This is a genomic window from Collinsella sp. SGI.033, from assembly GCF_050315135.1.
GTDB lineage: Bacteria > Actinomycetota > Coriobacteriia > Coriobacteriales > Coriobacteriaceae > Collinsella.
In genome coordinates this window covers 1-21,718 of record NZ_JBNPOK010000011.1, presented here as the reverse complement: position 1 = coordinate 21,718, position 21,718 = coordinate 1, and the positions used below count along the sequence as shown (strand labels likewise).

20 protein-coding genes and 2 pseudogenes are annotated in these 21,718 nt (G+C 58.7%); 11 read left to right on the top strand and 11 right to left on the bottom strand.

Going from position 1 to position 21,718, the window contains the following annotated elements:
* Window positions 1-23: 23 nt before the first annotated feature.
* Together ACQRC0_RS04945 and ACQRC0_RS04940 are read right to left on the bottom strand one after the other, a co-directional pair.
* Window positions 24-896, bottom strand: coding sequence for a hypothetical protein (locus ACQRC0_RS04945; protein ID WP_427728227.1), 873 nt, complete (start codon window positions 894-896; stop codon window positions 24-26).
* Between the two features lie 545 nt (window positions 897-1,441).
* Window positions 1,442-2,872: a PLP-dependent aminotransferase family protein gene (locus ACQRC0_RS04940; RefSeq protein WP_427728225.1), complete on the bottom strand. Its 1,431-nt coding sequence runs from the start codon at window positions 2,870-2,872 to the stop codon at window positions 1,442-1,444.
* 145 nt (window positions 2,873-3,017) lie between these two features.
* Between ACQRC0_RS04940 and pdxS the strand changes: the two genes are divergently transcribed.
* Window positions 3,018-3,908 carry a pyridoxal 5'-phosphate synthase lyase subunit PdxS gene (gene pdxS / locus ACQRC0_RS04935; protein ID WP_154517081.1) on the top strand — a complete coding sequence of 297 codons (891 nt, stop codon included), beginning with the start codon at window positions 3,018-3,020 and terminating at the stop codon, window positions 3,906-3,908.
* Window positions 3,909-3,928: 20 nt separating this feature from the next.
* Window positions 3,929-4,516: a pyridoxal 5'-phosphate synthase glutaminase subunit PdxT gene (gene pdxT / locus ACQRC0_RS04930; RefSeq protein WP_427728221.1), complete on the top strand. Its 588-nt coding sequence runs from the start codon at window positions 3,929-3,931 to the stop codon at window positions 4,514-4,516.
* A 389-nt stretch (window positions 4,517-4,905) separates the two neighbouring features.
* Here the strand turns inward: pdxT and ACQRC0_RS04925 are convergent, their stop codons facing one another.
* Window positions 4,906-5,784 carry a hypothetical protein gene (locus ACQRC0_RS04925; protein ID WP_427728219.1) on the bottom strand — a complete coding sequence of 293 codons (879 nt, stop codon included), beginning with the start codon at window positions 5,782-5,784 and terminating at the stop codon, window positions 4,906-4,908.
* A 214-nt stretch (window positions 5,785-5,998) separates the two neighbouring features.
* Here ACQRC0_RS04925 and ACQRC0_RS04920 point away from each other — a divergent pair, with 214 nt between their 5' ends.
* Entirely contained in the window at window positions 5,999-6,409 is a 411-nt protein-coding gene (locus ACQRC0_RS04920; RefSeq protein WP_427728216.1) for a peptide deformylase, read from the top strand.
* A 227-nt stretch (window positions 6,410-6,636) separates the two neighbouring features.
* Here the strand turns inward: ACQRC0_RS04920 and ACQRC0_RS04915 are convergent, their stop codons facing one another.
* Window positions 6,637-8,118 (bottom strand): aminotransferase class I/II-fold pyridoxal phosphate-dependent enzyme, encoded by a 1,482-nt coding sequence (locus ACQRC0_RS04915; protein ID WP_427728291.1) that lies wholly within the window; start codon window positions 8,116-8,118, stop codon window positions 6,637-6,639.
* 202 nt (window positions 8,119-8,320) lie between these two features.
* Window positions 8,321-9,178 (bottom strand): LysR family transcriptional regulator, encoded by an 858-nt coding sequence (locus tag ACQRC0_RS04910; RefSeq protein ID WP_427728213.1) that lies wholly within the window; start codon window positions 9,176-9,178, stop codon window positions 8,321-8,323.
* A gap of 118 nt (window positions 9,179-9,296) precedes the next feature.
* On the opposite strand from ACQRC0_RS04910, the gene ACQRC0_RS04905 reads away from it, so the two are divergent.
* From ACQRC0_RS04905 to ACQRC0_RS04895, 3 genes and pseudogenes are all read left to right on the top strand, one after another.
* On the top strand, window positions 9,297-10,208 hold the full coding sequence (locus ACQRC0_RS04905; protein WP_427728211.1) for a DMT family transporter: 912 nt from the start codon (window positions 9,297-9,299) through the stop codon (window positions 10,206-10,208).
* A gap of 267 nt (window positions 10,209-10,475) precedes the next feature.
* Window positions 10,476-10,619: pseudogene (locus ACQRC0_RS04900) on the top strand (KUP/HAK/KT family potassium transporter); the annotation flags it as partial.
* A gap of 38 nt (window positions 10,620-10,657) precedes the next feature.
* Window positions 10,658-10,819: a hypothetical protein gene (locus ACQRC0_RS04895; protein ID WP_427728294.1), complete on the top strand. Its 162-nt coding sequence runs from the start codon at window positions 10,658-10,660 to the stop codon at window positions 10,817-10,819.
* Window positions 10,820-10,898: 79 nt separating this feature from the next.
* Here the strand turns inward: ACQRC0_RS04895 and bsh are convergent, their stop codons facing one another.
* Together bsh and ACQRC0_RS04885 are read right to left on the bottom strand one after the other, a co-directional pair.
* Window positions 10,899-11,864 (bottom strand): choloylglycine hydrolase, encoded by a 966-nt coding sequence (bsh, locus tag ACQRC0_RS04890; protein WP_427728209.1) that lies wholly within the window; start codon window positions 11,862-11,864, stop codon window positions 10,899-10,901.
* A gap of 244 nt (window positions 11,865-12,108) precedes the next feature.
* Window positions 12,109-12,528 carry a peptide deformylase gene (locus ACQRC0_RS04885; RefSeq protein WP_154517060.1) on the bottom strand — a complete coding sequence of 140 codons (420 nt, stop codon included), beginning with the start codon at window positions 12,526-12,528 and terminating at the stop codon, window positions 12,109-12,111.
* 193 nt (window positions 12,529-12,721) lie between these two features.
* On the opposite strand from ACQRC0_RS04885, the gene ACQRC0_RS04880 reads away from it, so the two are divergent.
* Window positions 12,722-14,035 (top strand): NCS2 family permease, encoded by a 1,314-nt coding sequence (locus tag ACQRC0_RS04880; RefSeq protein ID WP_427728207.1) that lies wholly within the window; start codon window positions 12,722-12,724, stop codon window positions 14,033-14,035.
* A gap of 136 nt (window positions 14,036-14,171) precedes the next feature.
* Entirely contained in the window at window positions 14,172-14,837 is a 666-nt protein-coding gene (locus ACQRC0_RS04875) for an alpha/beta hydrolase (RefSeq protein ID WP_427728205.1), read from the top strand.
* 58 nt (window positions 14,838-14,895) lie between these two features.
* On the opposite strand, the gene ACQRC0_RS04870 is transcribed toward ACQRC0_RS04875, so the two are convergent.
* The 4 genes and pseudogenes from ACQRC0_RS04870 to ACQRC0_RS04855 form a co-directional block, all read right to left on the bottom strand.
* Entirely contained in the window at window positions 14,896-16,230 is a 1,335-nt protein-coding gene (locus tag ACQRC0_RS04870; RefSeq protein ID WP_427728203.1) for a uracil-xanthine permease family protein, read from the bottom strand.
* Between the two features lie 122 nt (window positions 16,231-16,352).
* A pseudogene (locus ACQRC0_RS04865) lies at window positions 16,353-17,504 on the bottom strand (5-methyltetrahydropteroyltriglutamate--homocysteine S-methyltransferase).
* Between the two features lie 130 nt (window positions 17,505-17,634).
* Window positions 17,635-18,531, bottom strand: coding sequence for a LysR family transcriptional regulator (locus ACQRC0_RS04860; RefSeq protein WP_427728200.1), 897 nt, complete (start codon window positions 18,529-18,531; stop codon window positions 17,635-17,637).
* A gap of 10 nt (window positions 18,532-18,541) precedes the next feature.
* The gene (locus ACQRC0_RS04855) at window positions 18,542-19,450 is read right to left on the bottom strand and encodes an HAD-IIB family hydrolase (RefSeq protein ID WP_427728198.1); all 909 of its coding nucleotides are present in this window, start codon (window positions 19,448-19,450) and stop codon (window positions 18,542-18,544) included.
* 322 nt (window positions 19,451-19,772) lie between these two features.
* On the opposite strand from ACQRC0_RS04855, the gene thiM reads away from it, so the two are divergent.
* The 3 genes from thiM to ACQRC0_RS04840 are packed head-to-tail and all read left to right on the top strand — an operon-like array spanning window position 19,773 to window position 21,649.
* Window positions 19,773-20,612 carry a hydroxyethylthiazole kinase gene (gene thiM, locus ACQRC0_RS04850; RefSeq protein WP_370450622.1) on the top strand — a complete coding sequence of 280 codons (840 nt, stop codon included), beginning with the start codon at window positions 19,773-19,775 and terminating at the stop codon, window positions 20,610-20,612.
* A gap of 3 nt (window positions 20,613-20,615) precedes the next feature.
* Complete coding sequence (locus ACQRC0_RS04845; RefSeq protein ID WP_427719764.1) at window positions 20,616-20,957, top strand: thiamine-binding protein; 342 nt, start codon at window positions 20,616-20,618, stop codon at window positions 20,955-20,957.
* Complete coding sequence (locus ACQRC0_RS04840; RefSeq protein WP_427728197.1) at window positions 20,954-21,649, top strand: thiamine phosphate synthase; 696 nt, start codon at window positions 20,954-20,956, stop codon at window positions 21,647-21,649. The genes ACQRC0_RS04845 and ACQRC0_RS04840 overlap by 4 nt, the downstream gene beginning before the upstream one ends.
* The last annotated feature ends 69 nt before the right edge of the window (window positions 21,650-21,718 follow it).

Sequence of the window (21,718 nt, the reverse complement as noted above, 5' to 3'; positions counted from 1 at the left end):
CATCACGCCAAAAGTCTACTCACTTAGATCCGCGCCGTCCACGATCGAGCTGTTTTGTGTCCAATGGACATCTTTCCGTCGATTACTCCCAATTTTGTCCAGTCAACGAATAGTTCAGACCGGAGTAACGCCTCAACCCTTTGCTCATCCGAGCTTTTTTCGCGATATTCAACATCGAGCATCCTGCATACGGCCTTAACGATCGCACGGAATCTATCCTCATCGGATATCTGTCCGTGTGTCAGGAGAAGCACGTCGTAGCCCATGGCTTGAAGCGCCGTCATGCGATCAGCGTCACGCAAGCCATCCCCCGCGCGCCCGTGCGAGGCCTTTCCCTGGCATTCAATGGCCACCTGTCGCCTCCCGTCCGGCGAGGAAAGAAGTAGATCGATATATACGCGGGTCTTTCCTACAATCGCTCGTGCACTTGTGCTTAGCATCACTTTGACATTGAGCTCTATGCCGCAAAACCCTTCACCTCCCAGGGCTCGCGGCAGTCCAAGCAACAAATACGCCTCGACCTCAAAAGGCGAAGCGGCACCCAATGGAACGAGTTGCGACACCGCCATAAATCGATTGCCGTAACGCATCCCGCAAACATCTGAACAAAAACGGTCAAGGTCCCCATCCAAAACCAAAGCGTCGCGACGCCACAAATTTGAGGCGGCGCCGCCCTCGGACGGGCAGCGCACCCAACCCAACGTTGTCGAAATCGTACCCGAATCAATTGCACGCGAAAGCTCCACCTCAAGTGCCGCCGGCAGAGCGCATACCGCAAACAAGCCGCACATCTCCGCCAATACCAGCAGAAGTTGGAGATCCGTCAGATGTCGAGACATGATAAATGCCGTCAGTAGAGGAGACGTGACCAAAAATCCATGCTCCGTTTCCAGCACGGATTCCCTGGGGAGTTCACCAAGAAACAGCCGCTGCCTAATGTTGGCAGGGCAAGTCCGTTTGTTTCTCGTCCGAACCAATGTATACAAGGGAAAACCGAGCGCGACTGCAGCCGTCGGGTTGCGGACGAGGTCATATCGCTGCCGGTCTTCATCCGGCCGCGGAAGCGGAGGACACAAAGCGCGGACTTGAGGGGGCAAACGCCAGTACCTAAAAGCCGATATGTCACAAAGTAGATCCTTCATAGGCACAGGAAAGCACGAATTTCAACCCAGTCGGTCTCTCATTGGCGCGAACGCACCAAAAATGGCGCCGAACGAACTACAAAGTTTTCAACAGCCCTCCCCAACTGGCCAAAAGCTTACCGGGAACTGGACGAAGCCCTGTTGAAAACCCCATTTTTTCTCATGCGGAAGCTTTGCGCGGCAAGTGAGTAGACTTTTTGGGACATCCCGAGCAGACCGATGATCCCACTTCTCAAAACCACAGGTAGATAGCTTGTTACAAAACTGTCTGGTCGCCAAAGTGCCAAAAGTCTACTCACTTAGGTTACAGAGTGCCCCATTAGCTGCGATTCCAGGGTATTAAGCACCTCCGGACTCAGGTCGTCATACTGGACAAGAATTTGAGTTGAGTTTTCAGGGACAGATGCGCCATCGGCGCACCAATAACAGTTACTGATATCGATAAAAGGGATGCTCGAGCGCATGAGGGCCTGCGCAAAAGAGCTTCCGCCCGTTCCCCGCTCCGCAACCACGGTGCAGTAAAGGCCTGCGTCTGCATGCTCGATCGAAACCTCTCCTGCTGGAAACGCATTCCGTACAAGCGCCGCCAGGCCATCACGCGCCTCACGAGCACGAACGCGCACGCGGTTCACATGTCGCTCGTAATCACCCGATTCCAGCAAACGAGCCAAAGCGACCTGGTCGACAGAGCTCACCGACGAGGCGTAGAAACCAAGGTTGCACCTAAACCGCTTCATCAGCTTATCGGGCAACACCATGTACGCTAGACGCAACGCCGATGAAAGGCTCTTTGAAAACGTGTTGGTGTAGATGACCGATTGAGCGGCATCGATCGAAGCAAGCGCGGGAATCGGCTTGCCGGCCAGACGAAACTCGCAATCAAAGTCATCTTCGATGAGATATCGACCTGGTCGCTCGGCGGCCCAGCTCAGCAGCGCATAGCGACGCGCAATGCTCGTCACAAGGCCGGTCGGATACTGATGGGACGGCATCAGGTGAAGGACATCGGTCCCCGTTTTCAGCAGAGCGCTCAAGTCTACGCCCTCACCATCCAACGGGATATGTCGAACTTTGCAACCCATAGCCTGATAGATGCGCGTTAGGCGCAAATAGCCCGGGTCCTCAACGGCATACACCTTGTCGGCGCCAAGCAACTGAACCAACATGGTATCGAGCAGCTGGGCGCCTGCGCCGATAACAACGTTGTTGGGGTCGACATTCATGCCCCTTGTCCCGCGCAGATGGTGGGCAATTGCGCGTCGTAGCCGAGTGGTGCCCTGTGCCGGCGCGGTCGAAAAGATTTCGCGCTCGTCTTCGGATGCCAGCGTCGCCCGCAGCGCGCTTTGCCAAAGCCGAGCCGCCTCCAAAGCAGAAGGAGAAAGTGCATCGAATCGCTCGACCTGTCCGTTGACATCATGCGCGCCGGAACCCGCAGAGACGGCATCCCGGTCGATGCCCTCTGCAGCCGAAGCCAAAACCGGTGCATCCGGAAGCTTGCAAGCGTAGTAGCCACGACGCGGCATTGAGCAAATATAGCCCTCGGCAAGTAACTGGCTATATGCATTCTCGATGGTAATGACACTGATTCCCAGATGATTGGCAAAGGCGCGCTTAGACGGAAGATGCTCCCCCGCCGCAATGCGTCCAGCAACGATATCATCTCGAATTTGCTGGTAAATATACTCATAGAGCGATGCGTCGCCGCGTTTTTCCAAATTGTAGTCAAGCATGAGTTTATCACCTGACCTTATTAAGTTATTCAATCTGGTATTAGTCTGACCTTATTATTATCTCTAAAACTGAGTATTTCGCCATACCCAGCTCCCCGATAGGATGTTCCGTCAAGCAATGCACATGCCAACCAAGGGAGCAACCATGGCAGAACAGACCAGCAAGGCAGATCGCGTCAAACTCAATCGCGAGCTCGCGCAGATGCTCAAGGGCGGCGTCATCATGGACGTCACCACGCCCGAGCAGGCACGCATCGCCGAAGAGGCGGGCGCCTGCGCCGTCATGGCACTCGAGCGCATCCCGGCCGACATCCGTGCCGCAGGCGGCGTCTCACGCATGAGCGACCCCAAGATGATCAAGGGCATCCAAGAGGCCGTCTCCATCCCCGTTATGGCCAAGTGCCGCATCGGCCACATTGTCGAGGCGCAGGTCCTGCAGGCCATCGAGATCGATTACATCGACGAGTCCGAGGTTCTCTCCCCTGCCGACGACGTCTATCACATCGACAAGACCCAGTTTGACGTGCCGTTTGTCTGCGGCGCCCGCGATCTGGGCGAGGCGCTGCGCCGTGTTGCCGAGGGCGCCACGATGATTCGCACCAAGGGTGAGCCGGGTACGGGCGATGTCGTCCAGGCCGTGCGTCACATGCGCAAGATCCAAAAGCAGATCCGTGACGTTGTTGCCCTGCGCGATGACGAGCTCTTTGAGGCAGCCAAGCAACTGCAGGTTCCGGTCGAGCTGGTGCGCGAGGTCCACGCCACGGGCAAGCTTCCCGTCGTGAACTTTGCCGCCGGCGGCGTAGCGACCCCCGCCGACGCCGCGCTGATGATGCAGCTGGGCGCCGAGGGCGTCTTTGTGGGATCGGGCATCTTTAAGAGCGGCAACCCGGCCAAGCGCGCCGCCGCCATCGTCAAGGCCGTGGCAAACTTCACCGATGCCAAACTCATTGCCGAGCTTTCGGAGGACCTGGGCGAGGCCATGGTGGGCATCAACGCCGACGAGATCGAGATTATCATGGAAGAGCGCGGGCGCTAGTCCGGCAGAAAGGATCGCCCATGAGCGATTATGCAGACCAAACGGTCGCCGTGCTGGCGGTCCAAGGCGCTTTTGCCGAGCACGAAGCAAGACTATCCGAGCTGGGCGCACACTGTATTGAGCTGAGGCAGGCGGCCGATTTGCAGCAGAACTTTGACCGTCTGGTACTTCCCGGCGGCGAGTCCACCGTTCAGGGCAAGCTACTTGCCGAACTCGATATGCTCGAGGATCTTCGTACCCGCATTGTTGAAGGCATGCCTGTACTGGGAACTTGTGCCGGTCTGATTCTGTTGGCGCGCGACCTTGCCGCCCACGATGACAAGGGAACACCGCGCTTGGCAACCATGAATATACTCGTTGAGCGCAATGCCTATGGCAGGCAGCTCGGCAGTTTTCGCACCAAGGGGCAGGTAGGCGGTATCGACGGTGAGGTGCCGTTAACGTTTATCCGTGCACCCCGCATCGTCGAGGTACACGGCAATGCCAAGGCCTTAGCGAAAGTCGACGGACGAATCGTCGCCGCCCGTCAAGACAATCAGCTCGGCGTTACCTTCCACCCCGAGCTCGACGACGACACCCGCCTCCACGAGCTCTTCCTCCAAATGTAGGCAGAAAAGAAACGAACGTGGATTTTCGGACGCATAGCAAATGAGAGTGGAAATCTCGCACTTTGAGCTTGGATGCAGGCTCAAACCGGGAGATTATCCACTCTCATACTATGTAGTCGTTGGGGACGTCCCCAACGACTACATTGCGATAGACGGCCACGTTTGCCCAGATAATACCGACCAAAATAAACCTGTCCCTTTTTGGCAGGTTTGGATCAAGGCAACGCCGATGTTTTGGCAACGACAGCGAAAACCCGTACACGCGAGCAGGGTGCCTTGAAACGAGGCGGCATTGACCTTCTGGTCATGCCGCCGAAGTTGAAAGGCAGATTGCCGCTCTGGCGGGCTTGCAGCGTCGGCCCGTTACGGCGTTTGGTAAAACGCCGTAACTAAAAACGGTTGCCGCGGAAGCCACCGCCGTTGCGGCCGCCACGGTCGCCGCCACGGTTGCCGCCGAAGCCGCCACGGTTGCCACCGCGGTCGCCATAGCCACCACGGTTGCCGCCAAAGCCGCCGCGACCGCCACGATCGCCGCCACGGTCACCAAAGCCGCCACGGCCAACGCGGCCACCACGGTCGCCGCCACGGCCACCGCGGTCGCCAAAGCCGCCGCGACCGCCACGGTCGCCGCCACGGCCACCGCGGTCGTCACGGCCGCCGCGAGGACCGCGATCCTCGTCCAGACCCATGGCGACGAGCGGAGCGATAACCTTATCGAGCGCGGCCATCAGCTCGGTGGCCTCCTCGTAAGAAAGCTCGGGCAGGAGCTTCTCCTTCTTGTTGGCAAGCTCGACCAGGCCCTCAGCGGCATCCTCGGCAGCGAAGACGACGATCTTGCGCATATCGCCCTCGGCGTTGTCGATGCGGCCGACCAGATCGGCAGCCTCGGCCTCGGCCATCAGGCCATCGAGCTCACGAAGGCGCATGCCCAGCAGATCGGACATTTCCTTCTGCTCCATCTTGGGCTTGAGGTCAAGGAGCTTGATGGCGCGCTCGATGTTCGCCATACGCTCGGCCTTGGCCTCCTCCTCCTTGGAAATAGCAAAGCGACGGCTACGCAGCAGGCGGGCGGCCTTCTGCATCTTGTCCATCAGCTCTTCGTCATCGTAATCAACGGCGGCCTCGACAACCTCGGCCTCCTCCTCGGCGGAAACCTCGTCAGCAGCCTCAACCTCGGTAGCTTCGGTCTCCACGGTCTCGACTGCCTCGACCTCGGCAGCCATGGTCTCGTTCTCGGTCTCGTTCATGATCTCTTCGTTCTCGGACATGAGACTCCTTCTTGGCCCTCTCGGGCATCATCGCCCCATTCGCGGGGCCCGTCGCGCACTCTTTGCGCTTTAAACATTCATGCCTCTCGGCAAAACGTCCCTTAGTTTATGGTGTCGCCATCCAATCTAGCTGCAGAATCTATGTGCACACATTAATGCGACATGTCGCGGTATCATGGCCTGAACCAAACGTGTCCACCTTAAGGAGCCCGCCATGATTAAGCCCATCATGAAATCCGAGTTCTTTTTGCGCCTGCCTTCCGAAGACGCAGGGCCCGACGATGCCGTGATCGGGCAGGACCTCCTGGATACGCTCCACGAGCATGAGCACGAGTGCGTGGGGCTCGCCGCCAACATGATCGGCGTGCGCAAACGCATCATCTGCGTAAAGGACGGCAACAGGACGCTCCTGATGTACAACCCTCAAATTCTTGAGCAGGTCAATGCCCATCAGACCAGCGAAGGATGCCTCTCGCTGATCGGCGAGCGTCCCTGCACCCGCTATCGTCGCATTAAGGTGGAGTATTTGGACGAGAACTTCGTCCACCGCATCAAAAACTTCTCGGGCTACACCGCCGAGATCATCCAGCACGAAATCGACCACTGCAACGGCGTCGTTATATAGTTCCGCGAGTCAAGGAAAATGATCTGTTTTCCTCCGTCCCCTTTGGATCATGGTAACGACGCAGGCTGAGCACACGACAGCGAGCGAGCCGCATTCACGCCAATCTGACGTTCAATTTCGAGGGCGCTGACCTTCTGGTCGCGCCCTCGAAATTGAACGTCAGATTGGCGTGAATGCGGCTCGTGTAGCGTCAAGCGGTCCGCCGTTCGGTAGAACGGCGGAACCAATTAGGACTGGCGGTAGTGATCAAAGAAATCGGCGAGGTCTTCGAGCGACTCTTTGAGCACTTCCATGCGCGGCAGGTACACGATGCGGAAGTGATCGGGCTCAGCCCAGTTGAAGCCGCCGCCACGCGTGATGAGGATCTTCTTCTCGTGCAGCAGGTCAAGGGCAAACTGCTCGTCATCGGTGATGTTGAACTTTTTAACATCCATCTTGGGGAAGATATAAAACGCCGCACGCGGCTTGACCACCGAGATGCCGTCGATCTTGCTGAGCGCCTCATACACAAAGTTGCGCTGCTCGTAGACACGACCGCCGGGGCGGATGTAGTCGTTGACCGACTGATGGCCGCCAAGCGCCGTCTGGACGATCGACTGGGCCGGCACGTTGGAGCACAGGCGCATGTTGGAGAGCATGTTGATGCCCATGATGAAGTCGCTCATGCAGCGCTGGTTGCCCGAAAGCACCATCCAGCCAATGCGATAGCCCGCGATCATATGCGACTTGGACAGGCCGCTAAACGTAATGCAGGGCAGGTCGGGGGCGAGCGATGCAATGGAGACGTGCTCGTAGCCGTCCATGCACAGGCGGTCATAGATCTCGTCGGCAAAAATCATGAGCTGGTGCCTGCGCGCGATCTCTACGATGCCCTCGAGCACCTCGCGCGGATAGACAGAGCCCGTGGGGTTGTTGGGGTTGATGATGACGAGGGCCTTGGTCGCGCTCGTGACCTTGGACTCCATATCCTGCAGATCGGGATACCAATCGGCCTGCTCATCACACAGATAGTGCACGGGATGTCCACCGGCAAGAGTTGCGCACGCCGTCCACAGCGGATAATCGGGGCTGGGAATCAGAATCTCGTCGCCATTGTCGAGCAGCGCGTTCATCGAAAGCTGAATGAGCTCGGACACGCCGTTGCCCGTGTAGATATGTTCCATCTGAACATTGGGCAGGCCCTTGATCTGCGAATACTGCATGATCGCCTTGCGCGCAGAGAACAGGCCGCGCGAGTTGGAATAGCCTTCGCAGTCGGGCAGCTGCTGGCGCATGTCCTTAATGACCTCATCGGGCGTGCGGAAACCAAAGGGCGCCGGATTACCGATGTTGAGCTTGAGGATGCACTCGCCTTCGTCCTCCATACGGGCTGCCTCGTCGACAACGGGGCCGCGCACGTCATACAGAACGTTCTCGAGTTTGGTGGATTTAGAAAAAGTACGCATGGTGGTGCTCCTTGCAATTTGAGCTGAGGGATGGGGTTCGGGCTTGGAAACGTTGTGGGTCGATGATGTCTCGTCTTGATCGGCGTCACCGGCGAGCAGCCAGGTAACATCGACCTCCAAAATGCGGGCGAGCAGCTCTGCCACATCGCGCCGCGGAATCGTCTTGCCGCTCACATATTGGCTCATCTGACTCTTGCCGAGTTTTTTGCCGAGCATCTCCGATGCGCGGATTACGTCCGACTGACGAACGTCGCGATCGGACATAGCCTGTCGCAGGCGATCGCTAAACGTCTCTTGGGTCACAGGAACCTCCTTGCTGGCAAAGTTCAATTTATAGTACACGAATTGAACCAAGGTTCAATTTAGCAAGCAGTATAGCGCCGTGCTATTTCTAAAAGTTCAATTTCAAAAATAACATGACCCAAACCTCAAGATTTACCCCAAGGCGGTAACGACGTGCGCCCATTTAGAGGTATTCGAGAAAACGGGCGGCGGCAAGCGAAACATCGGCCGTTCGATATATGGCGTTGATCTGCCGATGGGGATGCCCTTCGAGCGGACGCACGGCAACATCGAACTGACAACGGCGCATGATGAGCGCGGGAAGAATGCTCACACCCAGGCCGTCCTCGACCATAGCCATAATCGCATAGTCATCCCAGGTCGACAGTTTTGAGTGCACTGCCAGTCCCGCCCGACGAAACAGCGGCGTAATCTCGTCATCGGTGCCGCGTTCTAGCAGAATAAACTGCTCGTTGGCCAAGTCGGCAAGAGAGACGACCTCCGCCGTGGCAAACAACGAGCCTGACGGCACTACCGCCATTAACTCGTCGCGCACCAAAGGCAGCGATGTCATGCCGTTTTCTCGGGGCTCACGCGGGATAAAGCCCAGATCGCAGCGACCCTCTGCCACCCATTGTTCAATCTCTGAATAGTCGCCCATCAGCAACTCGTAATCGACGTCTGGATGATCAGCACGAAAATGCGCAATCACCGGCGGCAGCACGTGGGTCGCCACGCTCGAAAACGTACCGATGCAGATTTTGCCGCGTATGAGCCCGCGCATCTCATCCACCCGTCGCTGCAAGCGAACGAATTCCTCGCAGAGCGCCTCGACAGCCGGCATGACCTGCCGCCCGTCGGCAGAAAGAGCAACACCTTCACGACTGCGGTCGAGCACCTTAAAGCCCCAATCGGCCTCAAGATCGGCCACCATGCGGCTCACGCCCGATTGCGAGTAGCTCAGGCGCTCGGCAGCACGCGTAAAGCTTCCAGCGCGCACGGTCTCCAGCAGCACCTGCATCTTTTGAATATTCGTTTCCACGACATGCCTCCACCTTTGCATGAGTTTTTGTCATGTTTTCCATGCATTATATTCGCTTTTCTTCTAAAGCCAGTTCAACCATAGTGAACATGCACGGATATAGAGGGGATGGCAACGCATGAACAACGGATTGATTACGTATTTAGCAGCATTGTTGTTGTTTGGCTCCAACGGCATCATCGCTGCGGCCATCGCACTCCCGAGCTCCGATATCGTGCTGCTACGCACTTTTCTGGGAGCCCTTTCGCTTGTCACCATCCTCGCCATTACCCAACGCCATAAGCTGCAGGCGCCTTCTCGCCCCCGCGAAGCCGCAGCCCTCCTCCTCTCGGGAGCCGCGCTGGGCGCCAGCTGGATTTTTCTGTTCCGTGCTTATCAGACGATCGGCGTCGGCGTTTCTTCGCTGCTGTACTACTGCGGCCCCATCATCGTCATGGCCCTCTCGCCGTTTATCTTTGGCGAAAAACTAACCGGTGGCAAAATCGCCGGGTTTATCGCAGTCGCCTGCGGCGCTTTTCTCATTGCAGCGCAAGGTCTAGGCGGCAATATGCCCATTGCGGGCATCGTCTGCGGAATCGCCTCGGCCTTCTGTTATGCATTGATGGTCATCGCCAGCAAGGGCGCGCCGCACATCGAAGGCCTCGAGAACTCCGCGCTCCAGGTGAGCGCCGCCTTTGTGACCGCGCTGGTCCTTACACTCGTCACCCAAGGCACCCCCTCATTCCTGTCCGCCAGCATCGCCGCAACCATCGATTGGCGCGCCGTCGCTATGCTCGGCGTCGTCAACACCGGCATCGGTTGTCTGCTCTACTTTAGCGCCGTCGCCAAACTGCCCGTGCAGACCGTCGCTGTCGTCGGCTACCTCGAGCCGCTTTCGGCCGTCGTGTTCTCGTCCGCCCTTTTGGGCGAAGTCATGACACCGGTCCGCCTGATGGGCGCCGTGCTTATCATCGGCGGCGCGATCTTTTGCGAACTCGCCGGTAAACGCTCAGGCGCCAAGACCGGTATCGCTCAGGCAGCACGCGTCTAAAAGTTCCCTCTTCGGTTTCAAAGCAGGAGCGCGTCCGCGGTTATTACATTGCAGCAAAGCCATACAGCGGATGCGCCCCTGTTTTGAAATGCTACCTGCGTACATAAATAATCCCCAGCTGGGGATTATTGTCTAAAATTACCCGATGTGCCAAACAGCTCTTGTATGTATAAAGACGGCATAAAAGTTATCTGTCCAAGACAGATAACCGGATGTCCAAGGGAGTCCACGTGGCGCACGCCAAACTGGAGGCAAACCTCCAAGACCAGCACGGTCAAGTACGTGGTAATCGCCATGAAGGCCGACAACCACAACGAGAGCGGCATCTTCGCCCTGTTTAGCCTGGTGCGCAAAGTGGCGCCGTGGCTGATTCTACCTGCCATGATCGGCGGCGCGGCGCTGCTCGCCAATAACTCCAGCTCGAAGTTCAGATCGAGGAAGCCGAGGAAATGGATGTCGATATCTTCTCGAACGACCTTGTCAACAGCAACGAAGCCGGTAGGGACATGAACGTCGACCCCACCGAGCTGCTCGGGAGCGTCGCCGATACGCCCGAACAGCAACAGTTCGACGGCCTCGAGAGCGAACAACTCAGCGACGCCAACTTCTAACGACGTCGCGCGTCGACGACAGCGGCCCTGCGCCTCACAGGAGGCGCAGGGCCGCTTTGCATTGCAGTAAAACCGCCGGCTACGAACGACGCGGCTCGGGAACCACGAGCCTATCGGGGCTCGCGCCCTCGGCATCCATCAGGCTCACGTAGCGAATCGACGGATCCTCATACGTTGAGTAATAGTAATTGCCCGTGCGCGCGCTAAAGCATCCGGTGTAGATAGTCTTCTCGAACTTGCCGTCACCCATCTTGGACGCGCCCTCGATCATCGCCACCCCCTCGAGCGAGCGGAACATGCGAATGACGTTCTCGGCCTCGTTGTCTTTTTGCGGGTAATTGGCATTGAGGTACGCCGCCTTTACAAAACGGCTCGGCGAATAGCAGTCACCCGGAATACCGCGCATGCCGGCACCCGCGCCATAGGGCTTGAGCTCGGCGCCACGCCATGTCGCCGTCTGAGGAAAATCGCTTGTGGCGGTGATATAGGTGCGCAGGTTTTCCATGTGCCACGGGAAGGTCGGCTGATTGGCAAGGGTGTCGACCGGATCGTCGTATACATGCAGACCGTCAGCCATCATCTCGACCACGATGCTGCGTCGGCTGTCACCGATAATCCAATGGAGCAGCGACACACCCAGCCCCTCTCCGGCAGATTTGGCAACAATCACCGTGTCGCGAAGCGCAGCCTCGACCTCGTCGACCGTCGAGAACGTCGCTGCCACCCACAAGGGAAACTCATAGGCCGCGATATTGGTCTTGCCATCAACCGGGTCCTCGGCATACTCGGCATAACCGGGAAAGTTGAGCCCTGCCACAGCCAGACCCGCATCGTTACCACAGTCGAAAAACATAGGATAGTTCTTGTAATCGATGCACATGCCGATTACCGCGTGTGCCGCCGACGCATCGTCGATAAACGAATACGGGATATGGAACCCGCGGGGCATCACGCGAACCTGTTGGCCGTAGCTAAAGCTCCAGTCGAGGTTGCGACCCAGATACATGTTGCCGGAATTATCGGTAAATCGAATGCTCGTGCACATGGCGCCTCCTAGCCATACGTCCTTGTTAAGCTCATTGTTACCAAACAAATAGGCGCTAAACACAAAAGCCCGGACATGACAATAACGTCACGCCCGGACCACACAAGCAAGATAAACTCAACCAAGTCAACCTCGCAGGTCGTCTAAGGGGTCAAAGTACCGCAGATTGCCACGAAAGAGGAGCGAAGCGTACTTAAGGTACGCGAGCGACGATTGAGCGGCAAGGTGCGGTACTTTGGTCCCCTTAGACCAACTTTCCAAGACAGTGATCGATCATATGCTGGATCATCTGTGCCTCAAAGCCCGTGTAGTCGCGGCGGCACTCCTTCATCTTGCCGTCGACGATCTGGTCAAAGGCAACCTTGCACTTGATATAGCGCGTGGACTTGGTGATTTCGTCGTGCGTCAGGCAGCTCTCCTCCATCTTGCTGGCGCCCAGGCCAAACACCAGACGGGGGTTGTAGAGCACGTGGGGCTCGCCGGCGTCGTCCAGATAGACGCAGACCTTCTTGGTGACGCCAATCTGGTTGGCGGCAAGGCAGCCGGCGTCCTCGAGCGACTTGATGGTGTCGATCAGGTCCTGTGCGACCGACTCGTCCTCGACAGTCGCAACCTCGCAACGCTGGGACAGGATGGCCTCGTCGCGGCAGAGCTCTTTAATCATACGTTCCTCCAAAGAGTTCAATGTAACTGCTTAAGTATACGGTACCTACACATTTTCATGCGAAAAATACCGTCCGCCTGTTACAAAGCGCCGAACTTCAACATGCGAGGAACATCGACCTTCCAAAGGCGATATAGTAGGTAAGTTCGTGTCAATCGGCCTAAACTCGGGGCCGAACAAGGAAAGGGTATGCATGGACGAACTTTTTCACGTCAGTGAGCGCAAGTCCACAATCGGGACCGAACTTCGCGCTGGACTGACAACATTCCTGGCGATGGCCTACATCATCGCCGTCAACCCTGCGGTGCTCTCGGGCGCTGGCATCGATGCGGGAGCGCTCGCCTGCGCCACCTGTCTGGGCGCCGGCATCATGACCATCTGCATGGGCATCTTCGCCAACCGCCCGCTCGCCTGTGCGTCGGGCCTGGGCATCAACGCCATGATTGCGGGCATCACCGCCACCATGTGCGGCGGTGACTGGCACATTGCCATGAGTGTTATCTTCCTCGAAGGTATCATCATCTTGCTGCTCGTCCTTTGCGGCCTGCGCGAGGCCATCATGGACGCCATCCCCGTGGTCCTGCGCCACGCAATCTCGGTGGGTCTGGGCCTGTTTATCGCCATGATCGGCCTGTGCGACGCCGGCATCATCACCGCTGGCGCCGGTACGCTCGTCGGCCTGGGCGACATCGCCTCCCCCACCTTTATCGTCGGCATCATCTCCATCGTCGTGACGGTTGCCCTTGCTTCCCGCAACGTGCCGGGCTCGCTGCTCATCGGCATCATCGTCGCCGTTATCGCCGGTATCCCGCTGGGCGTCACCCATGCGCCCGAGGGTCTCATCGCACCGCTCGACTTCTCGACCTTTGGCGCCCCGTTTGCCAGCACTGCTGATGGCAACATGGCCATCGTGAAGGTCCTGACCGACCCGATGCTGCTCGTCGTTGCCTTCTCGCTGCTCATGAGTGACTTCTTCGACACCATGGGCACCGCGATGGCCGTCGCCAAGCAGGGCGAGTTCTTGACCGAGGACGGCAATGTCGAGGACATCCGTCCCATCCTGGTCGTCGACTCCGTGGCCGCCGCTGCCGGTGGCTTTATGGGCGTCTCCTCCATCACCACCTTCGTCGAGTCCACCTCTGGCGCTGCCGACGGTGGCCGCACGGGCCTCACCTCCGTCACCACCGGCGTGCTGTTCATTCTCGCCGCGTTCTTCTCCCCCATCGTCACCATCGTTTCCAGCGCCGCCACCTGCGGTGCTCTGGTCTACGTCGGCTACCTCATGATGAGCGAGGCCTCCGAGATCGACTGGTCCGACGTGTCGCAGGGTTTCCCAGCGTTCATGATTGTCGCCGGCGTGCCCTTCACCTACTCCATCTCTGCCGGCATCGGTCTGGGCTTTATCGCCTTCGTGGTTGTCGCGCTCTTTAAGGGCGAGGCCTCCAAGATCAAGCCGCTCATGTGGATCGCAGCACTCGCCTTCCTCGTCTACTTCTTTGTAGCGTAAGGGCAAAGCTGCCAAAGCAAAACCTCAAGGCGCAGAGTCGTATCAAGCGGCCCTGCGCCTTTCTTTTAGCGACGGTCCCTATGCCGACGTGCGACAATCGTATTTGTAGATGTCGAAATGCAGAGAGAAGCTTGTCATGGAAGCGCGTCAAAAGCAGATAACCATTCATTCAAAGCATGTCGAAAGCGCGCCCGTCATTTACCTTCCCGCGGTCATGGGTGACGGCACCGAGGTCTATAGCCGTTGTCTTGAGCTTGATTGCCCGCCATTCACCCTGGTCGCCATTGGCGGGCTCAATTGGAATCGCGAGCTGAGCCCTTGGGAATGCGACGGAACCGTGCGCTATGCCGAGCCCTTTGGTGGTCAGGCGTCCGAGTTTCTCGATGAGCTGCTGAATCGGATAATCCCAGAGGTCGAGCCATCACTTCCCTGCCCGCCTACCTGGCGCGGCATTGCCGGTTACTCATTGGCGGGCCTCTTTTCGCTTTGGTCGCTCTGGCAGACCGATGCCTTTAACCGCGCCGCAAGCGCATCGGGGTCCCTATGGTTTCCCGGATTTGTCGATTACGCACACGGGCACACGATGCCAGCCGCGCCCAACGCCGTCTATCTATCACTCGGCAAAAAGGAGACCAAGACGCCCAACCGCATGATGCGGCACGTACTCGACGACACGCGCGCAATGGAAAAACTACTCGGCGACCGAGGCATCCCCGCGACCTTCGAGCTCAACCCCGGTAACCACTTTGCCCAAACCGGTGTGCGCATGGCCCGCGGCATACACTGGATACTGACGCATTAAAAATGGCGCCCACGCGTACGCACGGGCGCCATTTTTTTGATTTAGCTGAACACAACTACTACTCGACAGTCTCCTCAAGTTCAGAAACGGCGAACTCAAAGTCGTTGCCAGGCAGAATCGCGTTGAGCACGATGCCCACCAGCGAGCCCACGGCAAGGCCCGAAAGCGAAATCGTCACGCCGAACAGCTTCAGCACGATGCCACCGGCGGCGCTGTAAGCAATGCCGAGTGAAAGCACGAGCACCAGAGCGACCACCAGCACGTTGCGGTTGTTCTGGAAATCGACCTGGTTCTCGATGAGGTTACGGACGCCCACGGCGCTGATCATGCCATAGAGCACGAGCGACACGCCGCCGATAACGCATGCCGGCATGGCGGCGATCACGGCAGCGAACTTGGGGCAGAACGAAAGCACGATGGCGCAGCACGCGGCAATGCGAATCACGCGCGGGTCAAACACGCGCGTCAGGGCGAGCACGCCGGTGTTCTCGCCATACGTGGTGTTGGCCGGAGCGCCAAAGAGCGAAGCCAGAATCGTGGCGAGACCATCACCGAGCAGCGTGCGATGCAGGCCGGGATCGGCGATGTAGTTGCGCTCGCAGGTGGAGCCAATAGCGGATATATCGCCGATATGCTCAATCATGGTTGCAAAGGCCAGCGGCATGATGGTGATGATGGCCGTCGTGGCAAGGCCGCTATCGAACTGCGGCCCAAAGAGTGCAAACACCGTGTTGTCCCACACGACGGGCAAGCCAAGCCAGGGAGCGGCTGCGACGCCGGAGAAATCGACCTCGCCCAGCGCAGCCGCAACGGCATAGCTCACCACGACGCCCAGTAAAATCGGCACGATCTTGACCATGCCGCGACCCCAAATATTGCAGATGACGATTACGGCGACGGCAACCACGGCAACGAGCCAGTTAGTCTGGCAGTTGGCAATAGCGGAACTCGCCAGGATCAGACCGATCGAAATGACAATGGGGCCAGTCACCACCGGCGGGAAGAAGCGCATGACGCGCTTGGCGCCAAACGTGCGGAAGAGCGCCGCAAGCACCGGGTAGAGCAAACCGGCGCAGGCAACGCCCAGGCAAGCGTAGGGCAAGAGCTCGGCCTCGCCGTTGGGCGCGATTGCGGCATAGCCGGCAATAAAGGCAAACGATGAGCCCAAAAATGCGGGGACCTTACCGCGTGACAGGAAGTGGAATAGCAGCGTGCCCAAGCCGGCAAACAAAAGCGTTGCCGATACCGAAAGGCCGGTGAGCACGGGCACCAGCACCGTGGCACCAAACATGGCAAACAGGTGCTGCAGACCGAGCAGGAGCATGCGCGGGCGGCCGAGCGACGAAGCGTCGTAGATGGCATCGGTGACGGCGGGCGTCGAGGACTGGGACATGGATGTCCTTTCGAATGGAAGGGCGCTCGGGCATAGCGGATAACCTGCCCGAACGATACGGTCCGAACCATTGTACGCGATACACCATGTCTCGCACGCGCCGTCACTTGCAAACGGTACCGCTATTTCCAAACACGTTCGGCAATACGCTTGACCAGCGCGATCTTTGCCCACTGCTCGCCTTCGGTCAGCTTGTTGCCAATCTCGCAGCTGGCAAAGCCACACTGCGGAGACAGATACAGATTCTCAAGCGGCACGTACTTTGCCGCCTCATGAATACGCTCGACGGTCGCGTCCTCGTCCTCGAGCTCGGCTGCCTTGGTGGTCACCAGGCCCAACACGACCTTCTTACCGGGCGCAACGTACTTGAGCGGCTCAAAGCCACCGGCGCGCGGAGTGTCGAACTCCAGATAGAATGCGTCAACGTCCTCATGCGCAAACAGGTACGGGGCGATGGGATCATAGCCGCCCTCAAAGGCATAAGTAGAGTGGTAGTTGCCACGGCATACATGCGTATTGATCACCAAGTCGTCAGGCTTGCCCGCGATGGCAGCATTGTTGAGCGCCACGCCCAGCTCGCTCACCTTTTGCAGGTCAACCGGGCTCATGCCGGTCTTGGACACAAAGTCAGTATCGCAATAGATGCCCCAGGTGCAGTCATCAAATTGGATGTTGCGGCAGCCCGCGGCATACAGATCGGCAATCACGGTGCGGTATGCTGCGGCGATGGCATCGGCGAGCTCTTCGTCGGTCTTGTAGACGGCGCGCAGGCTCTCCTGCTGGCCATCGCAGCGGTCGAGCGTGACTTCGGAGAACGTCTGGATCGGCGCCGGAATGGTTTGCCGCGCGACCTGGCCCTTGCCCTCAAGCGCCTTGACAAACTTGAAGTGCTCGACGAACGGATGGTTCTCGCCACTAATAGGCCCGGTCACCACGGCGGTGTCGGCGGTAGTCTCCTCATCGTGGAACATATAGCCCGTACGCGAGGTGCGGCGCTCGATGCCGTTGAGACCCCACATAAAATCGAGGTGCCAGTAGCTGCGGCGGAACTCGCCGTCGGTGATGACCTACAGGCCGGCGGCCTTTTGCTTTGCCACCAAATCGCGAATGGCCTCGTCCTCGACTGCCTTAAGTCCCTCGGCATCAAGCGCGCCTGCCGCATAGGCAGCGCGGGCGTCCTTTACGGCCTGCGGACGAAGAAAACTGCCGACGATATCGGCGCGAAACGGCGCTTTGAGCTGGGTGGAATTGCTCATAGGAATCTCCTTTTGCATGGACTGCTTTAGCGAGAAAGAGTATGAGCGCACTCCTGGTTATCGTAAAATATGCGTTTATATATGTTTGCCATATAGTTTTCCTATATCCATTTCGACAGCTCAAGATAGCAACATCAAACGCTACCGGTTAGATATGCCTCCGGATGGCCTCGACATAAGCCTGTCCATAGCGCGTGAGCGTCGTATTCTTGCGCGTGATAATGCCGATCTCCATGTATTCATCCACATCGAGCGGAATCGAGATAATACCGGGGCCATTAAGCTCGTGGCTAATCACGCCCGAACACACCGTGTAGCCGTTGAGACCCATGGCTAGGTTGAACAAGGTCGCACGGTCGCGCACGCGGATATTCTTGCGGCGCTCAAACGTCGAGGTCAGTTCCTCGGAATAGTAAAACGAGTTGTAGCTGCCTTGCTCGTAGGATAGGAACGGATAGTCTTCCAAGTCCCCGAGCGTCACGCTGGCGTGGTCCGCCAGTGGATGGTCGGCGCATACAAAGACGTGCGGCGTGGCGCAGAAGAGTCCTTCGAATACGAGCTCGTTGGCCGCCAGCATGCGCTCGATAACCTCGCGGTTATGTTCGGATAAGTACAGAATGCCCAGTTCACTCTTCATGTGCGCGACATCTTCGATGATCTCGTGAGTCTGTTCCTCGCGCAGGGTAAAGTCGTAGCGCGCGGCATCGAACTCACGGATCACGTCGACAAACGCATTAACGGCAAAGGAATAATGCTGACAGCTCACACTAAAGTGCGGCACTTGCTCGGATGCACCCTTGTACTTATCCTCGAGCAGATCGGCCTGATCGAGTACCTGGCGCGCGTAGCCCAAGAATGTCTCGCCTTCCTCGGACACAATGACGCCCTTGTTGGTGCGCTCAAAGATGTGCACACCCATCTCGTTTTCGAGATCGCGAATCGAGGCGGTAATCGAAGGCTGCGACACAAAGAGCCGGCGCGAGGCCTCGGTGATGCTGCCGCATTCGGCAACCTTAACAACATACCTGAGCTGCTGAAGCTTCATGACTTTCTCCCTAGACGTTCGTGACGCCAAGACCCGTCGCGTCCATCTGGCGCATAAACGACGGCATCTCCCCCGTCGCGGCGCAGGCGGCAATCTGATGCAGAGCCCCGGCAACCGCATCGTCTGCCGCAGCGCCGATATGCCAACGCGCGGCAGCCGTGACGGCCTCATTGGCATTGGCGACTGCAACGGAGTTGGGAACGGCATTAATCATGGGCAGATCGTTATCGGAATCGCCGAACACCGCCACCTCGTCGGGCGTCAGGCCCAAAGCACGCGCCAGCTCCAGCGCAGCGCAGCCCTTGTCCCAACCAGCCGGCAAGATATCGAAAAGGCGCACGCGGCTGTTGGGAAACACGAGCGAGAGTTCCGGCACCTCGGCGGCAACGCGCTCGCGTAGCTCCGCGAGCCCCTCACGCGAACGGGCACTCCAAATATTCGCCTTGAACACCGGCGCGTCACCGACAACGGGACGGCACGGGGCCTCTTCGCCTTTGAGCCACGCGTTGCCGCCCGACTCCGTAGCGCGATGCACGCGCTCGGGGTCGCTCGTCACGCAATAGGCGTCATTGTCCCAAAAGTCATCGCCCAAGCTGTAGACCTTCAGATAGGTATCATCGGTCTCTTGCTCCAAGTAGTCAGCCAAGCGAATAAGGGCGGCGTTATCGGTCGCATGCGAGGCTACCACCTCGCCGTCGACAAACATGACCTGGCCGTTGCAGAACGCACCGGTCGAGAAGCACTCGGAACGATTACGAAACATCCAGCCCATCGCGGAAGGCTGACGGCCCGAAACCGGGCCAAAGTGCAGGCCCGCCGCCTGCATGGCATGAATGCCCTCGATGGCGTAGTCGCTGGCGCCGTCATGCCCGGCTGGAATCAACGTATCGTCCATATCGGTCAGCACAAGTTTGATCATAAGGCCCCCAGTCATTTTCACCGTATCCATTGTAGCGACCTGCCAATAAGGGACAGGTTTATTTTGGCAGGTTTTATCTGGGAAAATGCAACGCCCCAGTTGCCACCTGCCAAAATAAACCTGTCCCTTTTTGGCAGGTGCGCTAGTATAGGGAACAACAGATTCGATGCGGGAGTGCCGGCGGTGCAAACCACAAGGCTGAGAGGGCATGGGACCCAATCCTTTGAACCTGTCAGTTAATGCTGGCGTAGGGAGCATGCCGCCTTTACAGGGGCGCTGTCTATGCACAGCGCCCCTTTTCTATGCCAAGGAGGCATGTGCAGTGATTGATTCGAAACAGCTTAAACAAAATGTGGTCAAGGCCGTGGAGGAGATTCGCGCCACCAACCCGATGGCCGGCTCCATCACCAACACGGTGACGATCGACTTTGTTGCCAACGCGCAGCTCGCCGTAGGCGGTTCGGCCGCCATGGTCTATCTGCCCGACGAGGGCGAGGCGCTCGTTGCCGGCGGCGGCGCCATCTATCTCAACATGGGCACGCTCTTCCCCATCTACGAGCAGACGATTCCCCGTGCGGCCAAAGCGGCACACGACGCCGGCAAACCCTGGGTGCTCGATCCGGTGGGCCTGGGCATCGGTAGCCTGCGCACCCAGCTGGTAAACGAGCTCAAGCAGTACAAGCCCGCCATCGTGCGCGGCAACGCCTCCGAGATCATCGCGCTCGCCGGCCTGTGGGGTCTTGAAGGCGAGGCGGCTGACCTGAGCCGCGTGCGCGGTGTCGATACCACCGATACGGTCGACGCCGCCCGCGGCGCTGCCGTGGCACTCGCCCGCTACACCGGCGGCGCCGTAGTGGTCTCGGGCGAAGTCGACCTGATTACCGACGGCACGACCGTGGCCAAGTCCCACGGCGGCAGCCCGCTCATGTCCAAGATTACCGGCTGTGGCTGCTCGCAGGGCGGCGTCCTGGCCGTGTACGCTTGCGCCGCCGATCCGTTTACGGCAGCCATCTGCGGTACCGCTGTCTACAACGTTGCCGGCACGCGTGCCGCCGCTGTCGCTGATGCCCCGGCAAGCTTTAAGGTCGCCTTTATCGACGAACTCTACCGCGCGACCGCTCAGGATATTGCGAATAACCACCTCGAGCTCGAGGAGGCATAAGCCATGTCCGAACCCGCAACCGCTGCCGACATGAACACGCTCGTCGCCGTAGCCATCGCCCCGTGCGGCACAGGCGACGAGCTTTCCGCCGAGGTCGCCGAGGTCGTGCGCGTCATTCGCGAGAGCGGCCTTCCCAACCGCACCACCTCGATGTTCACCGAGATCGAGGGCGACTGGGACGAGGTCATGCAGGTCGTACGCGACGCAACCTTTGTGTTGGCAAGCAAGGGCATCCGCACCGAAGTCGTGCTCAAAGCCGATATTCGACCCGGTTTTACCGACACCATGACCGGCAAACTCGAGCGCATGGAAGCGCAGATCAAAAAGCAGGAGGAAGCACGATGAGCATCCGCGACAACCTTGATATCTCGGCCTATCTGGTACTCGGCCCCGAAAACACGCTGGGACGTCCCGTGGGCGATGTGGTAGCGCAGGCGCTCGATGCCGGCTTTACCTGCATCCAGGTGCGCTCCAAGGTGGCAAGTGCCCGCGAGATCATCGCGCTGACGGGCGACGCCGCGCAGGCTATCGCTCGCGCCGGCAAGACCGGCAAGGTCGCCCTGCTTATCGACGACCGTCTGGACTGCGTACTCGCCGCACGCGAACAGGGTATCTCCGTCGACGGCGTGCATGTGGGCCAGAGCGATATTCCCGTCGAGGTCTGCCGCAAGCTTCTGGGCCCCGATGCCATCGTGGGTCTTTCGGCCCGTTGCGAGGAAATGCTCGAGTACGTCAAGACCGCCGACATGAGCCTAGTCGACTACCTGGGCATCGGCCCGCTCCACGAGACCGAGACCAAGCGCGACTGTGGACGCGCGGCAGATGGCTCCATCATCACCAAGAGCTTTGAGGACCTGGCCGCGCTCCATGCGGCAAGCCCCGTTCCCATCGTGGTCGGCGGCGGCGTCAAAAAAGCCGATCTGCCGCAACTCAAGGCCACCGGCGTCGAGGGCTTCTTTGTGGTGAGCGCCGTCTGCAGCGCTGACGACCCCCGTGTCGCAGCCAAGGAGCTTGTCGACACCTGGCAGCAGGCGTAAGTCTAGGCCGAGCAGCTGATTCGCAGCCTCATATCTTCAATAGCGGAAAGCGCATCCCAGTTTGGACCT

Bases quoted from the DNA above. Each gene is read 5' to 3' on its own strand.
- ACQRC0_RS04940 (WP_427728225.1), bottom strand. From the start codon at position 2,872: ATGCTTGACTACAATTTGGAAAAACGCGGCGACGCATCGCTCTATGAG.
- pdxS (WP_154517081.1), top strand. From the start codon at position 3,018: ATGGCAGAACAGACCAGCAAGGCAGATCGCGTCAAACTCAATCGCGAG.
- pdxT (WP_427728221.1), top strand. From the start codon at position 3,929: ATGAGCGATTATGCAGACCAAACGGTCGCCGTGCTGGCGGTCCAAGGC.
- ACQRC0_RS04925 (WP_427728219.1), bottom strand. From the start codon at position 5,784: ATGTCCGAGAACGAAGAGATCATGAACGAGACCGAGAACGAGACCATG.
- ACQRC0_RS04920 (WP_427728216.1), top strand. From the start codon at position 5,999: ATGATTAAGCCCATCATGAAATCCGAGTTCTTTTTGCGCCTGCCTTCC.
- ACQRC0_RS04915 (WP_427728291.1), bottom strand. From the start codon at position 8,118: ATGTCCGATCGCGACGTTCGTCAGTCGGACGTAATCCGCGCATCGGAG.
- ACQRC0_RS04905 (WP_427728211.1), top strand. From the start codon at position 9,297: ATGAACAACGGATTGATTACGTATTTAGCAGCATTGTTGTTGTTTGGC.
- ACQRC0_RS04895 (WP_427728294.1), top strand. From the start codon at position 10,658: ATGGATGTCGATATCTTCTCGAACGACCTTGTCAACAGCAACGAAGCC.
- bsh (WP_427728209.1), bottom strand. From the start codon at position 11,864: ATGTGCACGAGCATTCGATTTACCGATAATTCCGGCAACATGTATCTG.
- ACQRC0_RS04885 (WP_154517060.1), bottom strand. From the start codon at position 12,528: ATGATTAAAGAGCTCTGCCGCGACGAGGCCATCCTGTCCCAGCGTTGC.
- ACQRC0_RS04880 (WP_427728207.1), top strand. From the start codon at position 12,722: ATGGACGAACTTTTTCACGTCAGTGAGCGCAAGTCCACAATCGGGACC.
- ACQRC0_RS04875 (WP_427728205.1), top strand. From the start codon at position 14,172: ATGGAAGCGCGTCAAAAGCAGATAACCATTCATTCAAAGCATGTCGAA.
- ACQRC0_RS04870 (WP_427728203.1), bottom strand. From the start codon at position 16,230: ATGTCCCAGTCCTCGACGCCCGCCGTCACCGATGCCATCTACGACGCT.
- ACQRC0_RS04860 (WP_427728200.1), bottom strand. From the start codon at position 18,531: ATGAAGCTTCAGCAGCTCAGGTATGTTGTTAAGGTTGCCGAATGCGGC.
- ACQRC0_RS04855 (WP_427728198.1), bottom strand. From the start codon at position 19,450: ATGATCAAACTTGTGCTGACCGATATGGACGATACGTTGATTCCAGCC.
- ACQRC0_RS04845 (WP_427719764.1), top strand. From the start codon at position 20,616: ATGTCCGAACCCGCAACCGCTGCCGACATGAACACGCTCGTCGCCGTA.
- ACQRC0_RS04840 (WP_427728197.1), top strand. From the start codon at position 20,954: ATGAGCATCCGCGACAACCTTGATATCTCGGCCTATCTGGTACTCGGC.